The organism is Mycobacterium sp. (genome assembly GCF_019243155.1).
Lineage (GTDB): Bacteria > Actinomycetota > Actinomycetes > Mycobacteriales > Mycobacteriaceae > Mycobacterium.
On record NZ_JAFAUS010000416.1, the window covers coordinates 1 to 12,925 of the forward strand.

At 64.3% G+C, this 12,925-nt stretch carries 11 protein-coding genes; 6 read left to right on the top strand and 5 right to left on the bottom strand.

Annotated elements, in window-relative coordinates; genetic code table 11:
* Nucleotides 1-42: 42 nt before the first annotated feature.
* Complete coding sequence (locus tag JOZ00_RS21260; RefSeq protein WP_293347581.1) at nucleotides 43-2,052, bottom strand: glycoside hydrolase family 15 protein; 2,010 nt, start codon at nucleotides 2,050-2,052, stop codon at nucleotides 43-45.
* 340 nt (nucleotides 2,053-2,392) lie between these two features.
* Here JOZ00_RS21260 and JOZ00_RS21265 point away from each other — a divergent pair, with 340 nt between their 5' ends.
* The 5 genes from JOZ00_RS21265 to JOZ00_RS21285 all read left to right on the top strand — a co-directional run bounded on the left by JOZ00_RS21265 (nucleotide 2,393) and on the right by JOZ00_RS21285 (nucleotide 6,724).
* Nucleotides 2,393-2,587 (top strand): hypothetical protein, encoded by a 195-nt coding sequence (locus JOZ00_RS21265; RefSeq protein ID WP_293347608.1) that lies wholly within the window; start codon nucleotides 2,393-2,395, stop codon nucleotides 2,585-2,587.
* A gap of 333 nt (nucleotides 2,588-2,920) precedes the next feature.
* A complete protein-coding gene (locus JOZ00_RS21270) occupies nucleotides 2,921-3,958 on the top strand; it encodes a sulfate ABC transporter substrate-binding protein (protein WP_293347611.1) in 1,038 nt (345 codons plus the stop codon).
* Complete coding sequence (cysT, locus tag JOZ00_RS21275; protein ID WP_293347584.1) at nucleotides 3,955-4,839, top strand: sulfate ABC transporter permease subunit CysT; 885 nt, start codon at nucleotides 3,955-3,957, stop codon at nucleotides 4,837-4,839. The genes JOZ00_RS21270 and cysT overlap by 4 nt, the downstream gene beginning before the upstream one ends.
* Complete coding sequence (gene cysW / locus JOZ00_RS21280) at nucleotides 4,836-5,669, top strand: sulfate ABC transporter permease subunit CysW (RefSeq protein WP_293347587.1); 834 nt, start codon at nucleotides 4,836-4,838, stop codon at nucleotides 5,667-5,669. Before cysT ends, cysW begins: the two co-directional genes overlap by 4 nt.
* Nucleotides 5,666-6,724: a TOBE-like domain-containing protein gene (locus JOZ00_RS21285; RefSeq protein WP_293347590.1), complete on the top strand. Its 1,059-nt coding sequence runs from the start codon at nucleotides 5,666-5,668 to the stop codon at nucleotides 6,722-6,724. The genes cysW and JOZ00_RS21285 overlap by 4 nt, the downstream gene beginning before the upstream one ends.
* Nucleotides 6,725-6,765: 41 nt before the next feature.
* Here the strand turns inward: JOZ00_RS21285 and JOZ00_RS21290 are convergent, their stop codons facing one another.
* A complete protein-coding gene (locus tag JOZ00_RS21290) occupies nucleotides 6,766-7,509 on the bottom strand; it encodes a phosphoadenylyl-sulfate reductase (protein WP_293347593.1) in 744 nt (247 codons plus the stop codon).
* Entirely contained in the window at nucleotides 7,506-9,173 is a 1,668-nt protein-coding gene (locus JOZ00_RS21295; protein WP_293347596.1) for a nitrite/sulfite reductase, read from the bottom strand. The genes JOZ00_RS21290 and JOZ00_RS21295 overlap by 4 nt, the downstream gene beginning before the upstream one ends.
* A gap of 403 nt (nucleotides 9,174-9,576) precedes the next feature.
* On the opposite strand from JOZ00_RS21295, the gene hemW reads away from it, so the two are divergent.
* A complete protein-coding gene (gene hemW / locus JOZ00_RS21300) occupies nucleotides 9,577-10,749 on the top strand; it encodes a radical SAM family heme chaperone HemW (RefSeq protein WP_293347599.1) in 1,173 nt (390 codons plus the stop codon).
* Nucleotides 10,750-10,765: 16 nt separating this feature from the next.
* Here hemW and JOZ00_RS21305 read toward each other — a convergent pair whose 3' ends face one another.
* Nucleotides 10,766-11,998 carry a sodium-dependent bicarbonate transport family permease gene (locus JOZ00_RS21305; protein WP_293347602.1) on the bottom strand — a complete coding sequence of 411 codons (1,233 nt, stop codon included), beginning with the start codon at nucleotides 11,996-11,998 and terminating at the stop codon, nucleotides 10,766-10,768.
* A gap of 278 nt (nucleotides 11,999-12,276) precedes the next feature.
* Entirely contained in the window at nucleotides 12,277-12,489 is a 213-nt protein-coding gene (locus JOZ00_RS21310) for a hypothetical protein (RefSeq protein ID WP_293347605.1), read from the bottom strand.
* Nucleotides 12,490-12,925 lie beyond the last annotated feature (436 nt).

Consider the following 12,925-nt stretch of genomic DNA (forward strand, 5'->3'; position numbering starts at 1 on the left):
CCTGGCACTGAGTTGACGCCCGGCCGATAACGGCGGCACCGGTCACATGGGTGCGTTGGCGGGCAGGAACGTCCCCGAGCCGTCGGCTTCCTCCTCGGCGCGGATCACGTGCACCACCGCGTTGATCAACGCCAGGTGGGTGAACGCCTGAGGAAAGTTGCCCAGCTGCCGACCGGTGCGCGGTTCGATCTCCTCGGCGTAGAGGTGTAGCGGGCTGGCATAGGACAATAGCCGCTCGCACAAGCGCTTGGCGCGCGCTACCTCCCCGATCTCGACCAGCGCCGAAACCAGCCAGAATGAGCAGATCGTGAAAGTGCCTTCCTCGCCGGACAATCCGTCGTCGGTCTCCTCGACGCGGTAGCGCAGCACCAGGCCGTCCTGGGTGAGCTCGTCGGCGATCGCCAGCACCGTATTGTGCACCCGCTGGTCGTCCGGTGGCAGAAACCTTGTCAGCACTACGAGTAGCAGCGAGGCGTCCAGCGCGTCGCTGCCGTACCGCTGGGTGAACACCCCGCGGGAGTCCACCCCGTTTTCGAGGATGTCGGCTTTGATCTCCTCCGCTATCGCCCGCCACTGCTGGGCGTAGCTCTTCTCGCCCTGCCGTTCGGCCAGTTTGGACCCACGGTCCAGCGCCACCCAGCACATCACCTTCGACGACGTGAAGTGCTGTGGCTCCCCGCGCACCTCCCAGATGCCGCGATCCGGCTCGCGCCAGTGTGCGATCGCCTCTTCCACTTGCTTCTTTAACACCGGCCACAACGTTTCCGGAACCTGCTCGCGTGACTTGGCGTGCAGGTAGAAGGAATCCAGGATCGAGCCCCAGATGTCGTGCTGGTCCTGGTTGTACGCACCGTTGCCGATGCGCACCGGCCGGGCGTGGTCATAACCGGACAGATGGTGCAGCTCCTCTTCGACGAGACTCCGTTCGCCACCGACGCCGTACATCACCTGCAGGGGATGGCGTTCGTCGCTGTTGGCGCCGGAGACGTCGGCAATGAACGCGAAGAAGTCGTCGGCCTCGCGATCCAGCCCGAGCGTGTAAAGCCCCCACAGTGCGAACGTGGAGTCCCGCACCCAGGCGTAGCGATAATCCCAATTGCGTTCGCCGCGCGGCGTTTCCGGCAGCGAGGTGGTGCTGGCCGCCAGCAGTGCACCGGTGGGGGAGTACGTCAGACCCTTCAGGGTGAGCGCGCTGCGCTGCAGGTACGCCCGCCACGGATGGTCGGGGAAGTTGCCGATGTTGATCCACTGCCGCCAGCACTCGGTGGTTTGCCACATCTTCTCGCTGGCTTCTTCGTAGGTCTGCGGCGCCGGGTGCTTGGTCCAGCTCAGGGCGACGAACACGTCGTCGCCTTCCTTCATCCGGGTACGCGCCCGCGCCTCGCGGCCCTCCAGCCCGATGTTCAGGTTGGTCGTCAAGCGCAGCTGCGGATGGTCGTCGGGGTCCTTGGCGGCACGAGCGATCGTCTCCCCGTACGCGTTGGACGAGTACTCCCAGCACACCCCGATGCGGTGGTAATCGAACGCCGGCTCGCAGCTCATCATCAGCTCGACCGTCCCGCTGACGCAGCGCACCGTGCGCAGCAGGATGTGCTCGGCATCCCAATCCATCGGAGTGCGGCGATGCGTCCGCGAGCGTCGCTCGATGTCATGCCACGGTCCCATCACCAGGGCGTCGCGCACGATCAGCCAGCCGGTGTGGGTCTGCCAGGTGGTCTCCATGATGAGGCTGCCGGGAAGGTAGCGGCGGGCCGAAGGCACCGAGACGCCGTAGGGGCCGAGCCGGAAATGGCCCGCGCTGCGGTCCAGGATCGCGCCGAACACACTCGGGGAGTCCGGTCGCGGCACACACAGCCATTCCACCGATCCGGCCGGGGAGATTAGGCAGGTCGTTTCCCAGTCCGACAGGAAGGCGTAATCGGCGATCGGCGGGAACGGGTTGCGCAGCGCTCCAGTGGAAGCAAGCGGCCCTGGCCCGCAGAAATCGGTCGGCGCGACCGTCTCCTCGAAGACTTCGGTGGGCTGGTCGTCGGGCTGGGCATGCAGGACCATCTGGACATTTTCAACTCTTGAGCGGCCCGGCGTCCATGGAATCGCCACAGGCAGGGGTCGCGCATCTCGTTGACTTGGCAGTTGGGGGGTGGTACACGACGTCGGCGACGCATTGGATGGCCGATGCCGGTGGCCGGGATTAGGGAGTCTGCCCGAAGTGCGACCCCGAAGCGAGTTCGTCGAGCAGTCGTTCGGCACTGACCCGCACCGTGCCGCCGCGAAAGTCCCCGCACATTCGGTGCGCTTTTCCATCACCGTGACTTTTACCCGGGGCGCCAATACCGGGCCGCTGACCCCGACGCATTGGTCTTCCGATGTCGGGCCGAATAGGGTGGGCCGGATGAACGCCTTCCTGAATTGGTGGGACGGCAACGAGCTGTGGCTTTCCGGGCTCGCCTTTGTCCTGCAGGCCATGATCGTGATGCCGGTCGTGCTCGCGGTGGCCTACGTCACGGCGGCGTTGCTGGACGGCCTGCTCGGCAAAGGCACCAAGGTCATGCGCCGCGCCCACCATGCGGGCGAGACGCCCGGGTAACGCGGATGCCTCGGTCACACGTGACCCTGGTTCTCGTCGCGCTCGTGGTGTTGGTGATCGTCACCTGGCTCCTAACACACTGAGCGCACAAGGGCACACGGGTTACCTGCTCAGCGGCCACACGTGCGGTGGTCCGCGTATCGATTCCTGTTACGCTTCGCGCCATGCACGAGACACCAGGCGTCACGGAACGCCCTGTCTTCGGGCACTGTTGTCGCTGACTCCCAAACCCGTGCGCGGTCTGGTGTGGCATCCGTGAACTCACCTGATTTTTCAGGCACCCTTCCGCAGCAACGGGACCAGATCATCAAGTCCCCGCACTGGAAGGCCGCAATGCCCAACGACATCGCCGGCGCGCGACGCCGGCGGCCGGCGATCGTGCTCGCCCTGATCATTGCCGTCGTCGCAGGGTGCCACGGGGGCCCCAGCGATGTCGTCGGCGGGGGCGGGCCGACCAACGCACACACGAACCTCACCCTGGTCGCCTACTCGGCCCCGGAACCGGGGTGGAGCAAGGTGATCCCGGCGTTCAACGCCTCTGAAGAAGGCAAGAGCGTGCAGGTGATCACCTCATACGGCGCTTCGGGTGACCAGTCGCGGGGCGTCGTGGACGGCAAGCCCGCCGACGTCGTGAACTTCTCCGTCGAACCGGATGTGACCCGGCTCGTCAAGGCCGGAAAAGTCTCCAAGGAGTGGAATGCCGACGCCACCAAGGGCATTCCGTTCGGATCGGTGGTGGTGTTGGTGGTGCGCGCGGGCAATCCGAAGAACATCAGGGACTGGGATGACCTGGTGCGGCCCGGCGTCGAAGTGATCACGCCCAGTCCGCTGAGTTCGGGTTCGGCCAAGTGGAATCTGCTGGCGCCCTACGCCGTCAAGAGCGGCGGCGGCAAAGACACTCAGGCGGGCGTCGACTTCATCAAGAAAATGGTGAGCGAACACGTCAAGTTGCGTCCCGGATCGGGACGGGAAGCCACCGACGTCTTCGTTCAGGGCAGCGGGGACGTGTTGATCAGTTACGAGAACGAGGCGATCGCCACCGAACGTGCGGGGAAGCCGGTCGAGCACGTCATTCCGCAGCAGTCGTTCAAAATCGAAAACCCGCTCGCGGTGGTGAGCACCAGCCCACACCTGGACGCCGCGACCGCGTTCAAGAATTTCCAGTACACCGCCGCGGCGCAAAAGGTGTGGGCCCAGGCCGGTTTCCGGCCGGTGGACCCGGCCGTCGCCGCCGATTTCCGAAGCCAGTACCCGGTGCCCGCGAAACTGTGGACGATCGCCGACCTCGGCGGCTGGACGACGACGGATCCCGAACTGTTCGACAAGAGCACCGGCAGCATCACCAAGATCTACATGCGGGCCACCGGATGACCGCCGCGATCACGCCGGACCCGCAAGCCGTCCGGCCCGAGCTGGCCGGTGGCGTTGACCCGGCGCCGCGACGCGGGCGACGCGTTGGTCGCTCCGGCACCACCTTCCTTCGGGTCGGGACGGCAACCCTGTGGCTGTCGGTGATCGTGTTGCTGCCGCTGGCCGCCATCGCCTGGCAGTCCGCGGGAGGCGGCTGGCAGGCGTTCTGGCTGGCGGTCACGTCGAATGCCGCCTTGGAGTCCTTCCGGGTGACGCTGACCATCGCCGTCGGAGTCACCGTCGTCAACGTTGTGTTCGGCCTGCTGGTCGCCTGGGTGCTGGTCCGCGACGATTTCGTCGGCAGGCGACTGGTCGACGCGATCATCGACCTGCCGTTCGCGCTGCCCACCATCGTCGCCAGTTTGGTGATGCTGGCCCTGTACGGCAACAACAGCCCGGTGGGCCTTCATCTGCAACACACGGGTGCCGGTGTCGCACTGGCGCTTGCGTTCGTCACGCTGCCGTTCGTGGTGCGCGCGGTTCAGCCGGTACTCCTGGAGATCGATAGAGAAACCGAGGAGGCGGCGGCCTCACTGGGCGCCACCGCCCCGAAGATCTTCACCTCGGTGATGCTGCCGTCGCTGACGCCCGCGCTGTTGTCCGGAGCGGGACTGGCATTTTCGCGCGCGATCGGCGAATTCGGTTCGGTGGTGCTGATCGGTGGTGCGGTGCCCGGCAAGACCGAGGTGTCGTCGCAGTGGATCCGGACCCTGATCGAGAACGATGACCGCACCGGCGCCGCGGCCATATCGATTGTGCTGCTCTCGATCTCGTTTCTGGTGCTCCTCGTGCTGCGCATCGTCGGAGCGCGCGCAGCCAAACGCGAGGAACTTTCCGCATGACGATGTCACCGCTGGTTCGCTACCTGCTGCGCTACGTCGGGTTGGCCTATGTCTTTGTGTTGGTGGTCGTTCCGGTCGCGGTCATCTTGTGGCGAACCTTTGAGCCCGGCTTCGGACAGTTCGTCGACTGGGTCAGCACTCCCGCGGCGATCTCGGCGCTGAATCTGTCGCTGCTCGTGGTGGCCATCGTGGTACCACTCAACGTGGTCTTCGGCATTCCGACCGCATTGGTGCTGGCGCGCAACCGGTTTCGCGGCAAAGGGGTGCTGCAGGCGGTCATCGATCTGCCGTTCGCGGTATCGCCCGTCATCGTGGGCGTGGCGTTGATCGTGTTATGGGGAGCCGGAGGCGCGCTCGGGTTCGTTGAGAAAGACCTCGGGTTCAAGATCATCTTCGGCCTGCCCGGCATCGTGCTCGCCAGCATCTTCGTCACCCTGCCATTCGTGGTCCGCGAAGTGGAACCGGTGCTGCACGAGTTGGGCACCGATCAGGAGGAGGCGGCGGCGACGCTGGGTTCCGGTTGGTGGCAAACGTTTTGGCGGATCACACTGCCGTCCATCAGATGGGGCTTGACCTACGGCATCGTGCTGACCGTCGCACGCACCCTTGGCGAATACGGCGCCGTCATCATCGTTTCGTCCAACTTGCCGGGGCAGTCACAGACATTGACGTTGCTTGTCTCGGATCGCTACAACCGCGGCGCCGAATACGGCGCCTACGCGCTCTCGACACTGCTGATGACGGTTTCCGTGTTGGTCCTGATCTTCCAGGTGGTTCTCGACATCCGCCGGGCGCGAGCCAACAGGCCCGAGAAGGAGGCTTGGACATGACCGACTCGGGGGCTGGCCAGACCGAGCACGCGATCGTCGTGCAGGACGCCTACAAGCGCTACGGCGACTTCGTGGCGTTGGATCACGTCGATTTCGTCGTGCCCTCGGGTTCGCTCACGGCACTGTTGGGCCCCAGCGGTTCTGGTAAGTCGACATTGCTGCGTTCGATCGCCGGGCTCGATCAGCCCGACACCGGGACGATCACGATCAACGGTCGCGACGTGACGAGGGTGCCGCCGCAGCGCCGCGGCATCGGATTCGTGTTCCAGCACTACGCCGCGTTCAAGCATTTGAACGTGCGCGACAACGTGGCGTACGGACCGAAGATTCGTAAGCGGCCCAAAGCCGAGATCAAAGAAAAGGTCGACAACCTGCTGGAAGTAGTGGGGCTGAGCGGGTTTCAAACTCGCTACCCCAACCAGCTGTCGGGTGGCCAACGGCAGCGGATGGCGTTGGCCCGCGCGTTGGCCGTCGACCCGGAGGTGTTGCTGCTCGACGAGCCGTTCGGGGCGCTGGACGCCAAGGTTCGCGAAGACCTCCGGGCGTGGTTGCGGCGCTTGCACGACGAGGTGCATGTCACCACCGTGCTGGTCACCCACGATCAGGCCGAGGCGCTGGACGTGGCCGATCGGATCGCCGTGCTCAACAAGGGCCGCATCGAACAGGTGGGATCCCCGACCGAGGTGTATGACGCCCCCGCTACGGCATTCGTGATGTCGTTCCTGGGGGCCGTTTCCACGCTGAACGGCACCTTGGTTCGTCCGCACGACATTCGGGTGGGCCGCAACCCCGAGATGGCGATCGCCGGCGGGGACGGCACTGCGGAGTCGATCGGAGTCGTGCGCGCCACCGTCGACCGCGTGGTGACCCTGGGTTTCGAAGTGCGAGTCGAGTTGACCAGCGCGGCCACCGGAGGCACGTTCACCGCCCAGATCACCCGCGGTGACGCCGAGGCCCTGGCCCTACGCGATGGTGACACCGTGTACGTGCGGGCCACCCGGGTTCCGCCGCTGCCCGCGAGCGCAAACGACGAGACCACGCTGACGTCCGCTTGATATGCGGGGAACGGTGAAATCGCCGTTTCCCGCACGTCCGATCACGAAGCGTGCAGCCCACATTCGGTTTTGGCCATCCCCTGCCAGCGTCCGCTGCGTGGATCTGCGCCCGCGAGCGGCTTGGCCGTGCAGGGGGCGCAACCGATCGACGAATAACCGTCGTACATAAGCGGATTGACAAGCACGTTGTTGTCGTCGATGTAGGTCTGCACATCGTCGTCGGACCATTCGACCAGCGGGTTGATCTTCACCAACTTGTAGCCCTCGTCGAACCCCACCACGGGGGCGTTGGCGCGCGCTGCGGTCTCACCGCGGCGCAGTCCGGTCACCCACGCGGAGTACCCGCGCAACGCTTGGCCCAGCGGAGCGACCTTGCGCAACCGGCAGCATTCGCCGGGATCAGACGCAAACAAATCCTTGCCCAGCAGTTTGTCCTGCTCGGCGACGGTCTGCTCGGGAGTGACGTTGAGCACCCGGATGTCGTACACGGATTCGATCGCATCTCGGGTGCCGATGGTCTCCACGAAGTGATAGCCGGTGTCCAGGAAGACAACCGGCACACCCGGGCGGACCTTGGCTGCGACATCGATCAGCACAGCTTCCTGCATGCTCGATGTCACCACGTAGTTACAGGTGGCCCAACCGCGCGGCCCGTTGAAGCCGCCGAATGTCTCGTCCGTCCAACGCATTACGTCGGTGGCGCTGGCGCCCTCGAGTTCAACGGCCCCACGCGCGGCCACTTGACGCAGTTCGTCTTCGGAAAGTCTCGTAGTTCGTTCACTCATCGCAAATCGTCCTCGTCCGCTCTCATAGCCCACTGCGCAAAACGCTCACCCGCGTTCCGATATTTCAAAAAGTTCCGCGCAACTCGATCGATGTAGTCGCCCAGCTCGTCGCTAGTGACCTTGTGCTGGCGCAGTTTTCGACCAAATCCGCTGTCCAGGCCCAGGCTTCCCCCCAGGTGCACTTGGAAACCTTCGACAGAACCGCCGTGCCCGTCGTCGACCATCTGACCCTTGAACCCGATGTCGGCGACCTGAATTCGCGCACATGAATTGGGACAGCCATTGATGTTGACGGTGATCGGTACGTCGAGTCCGTCGTTGATATCGGCCAGTCGGCGCTCCAGCTCGGGCACCAAACTCTGTGCTCGAACCCGCGTTTCGGCGAAGGACAATTTGCAGAATTCAATTCCGCTGCACGCCATCAGGTTGCGGCGCCACGACGACGGATGTGACTGCAGGCCCAACGCATCGAGCCCGGCGACCACCTCGTCGACCTTGTCGTCCGGAATGTCCAGGATGACCAGCTTCTGATACGGGGTGAACCGGATGCGGTCCGAGCCGGCTCCCTCGGCCAGCTCCGCGACCGCCGACAGGATGGTGCCCGACACCCGCCCTGCGATCGGCGCGGCCCCGACGGCGTTGAGTCCGTTCTTCAGCTTCTGTACACCGACGTGATCGATCGGGTGAATCACCGGCTCGGGGGCGGGGCCGTCGATCAGCGGACGCTTGAGGTACTCCCGTTCGACGACTTCACGGAATTTTTCGATACCCCAGTCCTTGACCAGGAACTTCAACCGCGCCTTGGCCCGCAGCCGGCGGTAACCGTAGTCACGGAACACCGAGGTCACGGCCGCCCAGACCTCAGGCACCTCCTGCAGCGGAATCCAGGCGCCGACCCGCTGGCCCAGCATCGGATTGGTCGACAGGCCGCCGCCGACCCAAAGGTCCAGGCCAGGTCCGTGCTCTGGGTGGTTGACGCCGATGAAGGCGATGTCGTTGACCTCGTGCACGACATCCTGCAGACCGGAGATGGCGGTCTTGTACTTGCGCGGCAGGTCGGCGAAGTCGGGTTTGCCGATGTAGCGGCGCACAATCTCGTCGATTGCCCAGGTCGGATCCAACACCTCGTCGAGGGATTCGCCGGCCAGCGGTGAGCCCAGGATCACACGGGGGCAGTCTCCGCAGGCCTCGGCGGTCTGCAGGCCGACGGCGTCGAGCCGGCGCCAGATCTCGGGGACGTTTTCGACCTCGATCCAGTGGTACTGGATGTTCTCGCGATCGGAGATGTCAGCGGTGTCGCGTGCGAACTCGGTCGAGATCTCGCCGAGCGTGCGCAGTGCCGCGGCGGAAATCGCGCCGCCGTCGCAGCGCACCCGCATCATGAAGTACCTGGCTTCGATCTTGTCGGTGTTCTCGTCGCCGGTCCAGCTGCCGTCGTACCCCTGCTCACGCTGGGTGTACAAACCCCACCAGCGGAAACGTCCGCGTAGGTCGCTTTTGTCGATGCTGTCGAAGCCGTTTTTGGCGTAGATGTTCTCGATACGCTCCCGCACGTCCAGCGGGGCACCGGCCTGCTTCATCTCTTCGTTCGGGTTGAGCGGCTCACGATCCCCCAGTGCCCACTGGCCCTCGTTACGGGCTTTCGCGGGACGGGCTGTGGTCATCGGAGGTCTCCTTTTGGGGGAAATCTCCAGCGGGAACAGCACAAGACGCCGACATTCTGGGGCGCCGCAGAACCGTCGGCCAGCTGGAAATTCAGGTGGGCTGGGTCTACGTCATCAAGGCAGACAGATACAGCTGCAGACGCGCTTGAGATCGATGTGTCGCCGCACCACGAGGGCAGTATCGGTGGGCTGGGCGACAGTCACGCTGCCCATTGTGCCATGGATGCAGACGGGCCGTGCAAGCAGGTCAAATCTGGACTCATGGTGATTAAAACTACGAGCGGAGCCTGGGTGTTCCTGCATGGTCAACCTAAAAAAGAACTGAGAGTACGCGCCGGGATTGCGTCGCGCTTTCACGAGCCGACGGCTCCGGCGCCGGTCGCCTGGCGTGGGATCATTTGGCATGGCCCTAAACGAGAAAACGGCTGATCTGCCGGAATTGCAGGCGATTGCCGGACGACCGTTCGGGATCTACCTGCACGTGCCGTTCTGCATAACCCGTTGCGGCTATTGCGATTTCAATACCTACACCCCGGCCGAGCTCGGTGGCGTCAACCCTGACGCCTGGCTGGAGGCGCTGCGATCGGAGCTGGAACTGGCCGCCGCGCGCCTGAACGCTCCCACCGTGAACACGGTTTTCGTCGGTGGCGGGACTCCCTCGCTGCTGGGCCCTGCGCGCATGGTCACGTTGCTGGACATGGTGCGCGAGCACTTTTCCCTGGCGCCGGACGCGGAGATCACCACCGAGGCAAACCCGGAGTCGGCATGGCCGGACTTCTTCGCGGCCACCCGGGCGGCCGGCTTCACGCGAGTGTCGCTGGGCATGCAGTCCCTGTCACCGCGGGTGTTGGGCGTCCTGGATCGCATTCACACCCCGAACCGGTCGGCGGCCGCGGCGCGCGAGGCCCTCGCCGAGGGATTCGAACACGTCAGCCTCGACCTCATCTACGGCACGCCGGGGGAGTCCGATGAGGATTTGCTGCGTTCGGTCGACACGGCGATCGAGACCGGCGTCGACCATGTCTCTGCCTATGCCCTGGTCGTCGAGGAAGGCACCGCGCTGGGCCGGCGGGTTCGCCGCGGGGAGCTGGCCGCCCCCGACGACGACGTCCTGGCGCATCGCTACGAGTTGGTCGATGCGCGGCTGTCCGAGGCCGGAATGACTTGGTACGAAGTCTCCAACTGGTCTCGCCCTGGCGGTGAATGCCGGCACAACCTCGGCTACTGGGACGGTGGCCAGTGGTGGGGCGCCGGGCCCGGCGCCCACGGATACGTCGGGACGACGCGCTGGTGGAATGTCAAGCATCCAAACACCTATGCCGAGATGCTGGCCGAAGCCAGGCTACCGGTGGCCGGATTCGAGCAACTCGACGCCGGCGCATTGCATACCGAAGACGTGCTGCTGAAAACCCGCTTGCGGCAAGGGCTTCCGCTCAGCGTGCTGAGTGCCGACGAACGTCAACGGGCCGACGGCGCTGTGAACGACGGCTTGCTAATGTCCGACGGCGACCGGCTCGTACTCACCCCGCGCGGGCGGTTACTGGCCGACGGGGTTGTGCGGAACCTGTTGAGCTGACCGCATTCTCAGACGGTCAAACCCCGTACAAACGCTCGAAGACGCGGGCGATCTCAATATAGAGCGGGATTCCGATGGTGACGTTGTATGAGAAAGTCAGGCCCAGTGACGCAGCCAGCGGCAGTGTTGGGCTCGCTTCGGGAATCGCCAGGCGTTGGACCGCCGGCACGGCGATGTAGGACGCCGCCCCGCACAGGACGGCAAACAGAACGTAGGTCCCCGTCTTGAAGTCAGTGTGGGTCAGGGACGCGTAGGTGCAGGCGACGACGATGCCCAGTGTCGCAAACACATTCGGCGCCACCAGGCCGAAGACGATGAAACCGAAGCCGGCGTCCCGCAGGTCCTTCAGCTTGCGTGACGCGGTCATCCCCATCTCGAGCAGGAACAGACACAGGACGCCCTGGAAGGCCAGCACGAAGAATTTGTCGTCGTCCGCGACGACCTTCTGTCCCTGCAGACCACTGACGAGACCGATGATGATGCCGCCCATCAGCAGGACCAGTCCGGGGTTGAGGAAGACCTCCTGGAAGAGTTCCCGGGAGAATATGGGCACCTTCTTGCCCCGAGGCGCGGGCGGGGCGGGTTCCCAGTCCGGATGCTCAAGCTTCTCCATCGAGAGCTCCAGCTCCTGCTCGATGCCCGCCTCTTGGCTCTCCAGGCTCTGGCCGTGTGGTGGCCGGGCGGCGGTGCCCGGACCGACCGCGACTTTCACGGGTGCGGTGTAGCCGGGCTCGTCGGGCATGTACCCCGCGGAGTCCAGTCCCCGGTGGCGCAGCCGGGCGACGAAATACAAGGCCACCAGGCAGCCCGGAATCTCCATGACCGCCAGCATCACGGGCATGTACGCATTGAAAGCGATATTGACGGCGGTCAGGACGGCCACGCAGGTGGCGAAAGTTCCCGCCGAATCCGAGCCGTAATATCCGGCGATTGTCGCGCGGTCGACTTTTCGAAGTGATTTCAGCCGACCCAGCGCAAAGTAAGCCAAGGCACCGATCACGCAGTTCAGGGCGAAGCCCAGCACCATGAACCCCACGATGACCCCGACACTGGAGGCGCTGACCTTGGCGAGCTCCTCGCCCCCGTGCCAGCCGATGGCCAGCAGCAGGTACATGGTCAGACCCTGATAGATGACGTAAGGGAATTCGAACCGCACCTTCAGGATTGGGATCAGGAACCCGAAGTAAAAGAACAGCAGGAGCGGCTTGAACAGGTTGTGGGTGAAGTTGTGCCAGAACTCTACGAGCATCGATGCCTCCGTCTCTTTGCGCGGTGATCAGGGGAAGCACCGTCCGCAAGCGGGGCAACCACGAACATCCCGACAACCGTGGAAAATTTATCCTTGCGACTGTCAAACCGCCACTCGAATAGTTCCGGCGTGTCAGGGCACTCAAAGAGGGGCGGTACTTACGAGAAATCGCTGGTCACGGCGTCGTAGGTCGGACAAAACGGGCGCTAAAAAGCACTCAGAATCGGCGTGAGTTTGGTGTGAAATTACTGTTAATTTGCTGTGCGCACAATGCGAGCTCAGCGCGTCGACGAAATTAGCGAGGGCCTAACCCCGACTCCTTTTTTCCGATGCGTTACCGACAACCAGGCCATCGGCGAGTAGTGAGTCGTGATTTCCTCAAAGCCGTCGACGCGGGAAACCGAGAGGACGCCGGTCTGTTGGTTGATTTCGAGCTCGTCGCCTTCGCTCGCCTGGACCTCTTCACCGTTCGCAAGGCGGATTAAGAACATCCTCTTCCTCTCAACAATGGGCGTCAGGCGGGTCAGGCGCGCGCGGCCAGGCCGACAATGTGGTGGCTTGTGGTCACCGACGCCACTCCTTTCCCCATGATGAGGGGCATTTCTGGCCGCCGGGCATCCCCAACGGTTCATCCGCGCGGATAGCGCGATGCTAGGGGAACTCCCATTCTGCCGCTCGGTGGTTGCGCGGCCTCGACGTAAACGGTTGGGAAACGTTTGGGGTCCTGCCGTTGGCAAGCCGCCGCCGCGACCCGGCCGCTAAAAGGCGCCGTCAGCGCTTCTAGCTGCGGCGATAGGGGTAGAAGGAAGGTTGCTGAGAGGCGCTTGGCCGGGTACAGCCGCGACGGGGCCGCTTTAACTCCGCGCGAGTTTTTGCTGAACGAGTGGACCGGCGCCCGGTGTGACGTAAGCAATTGCGCACTTTTAG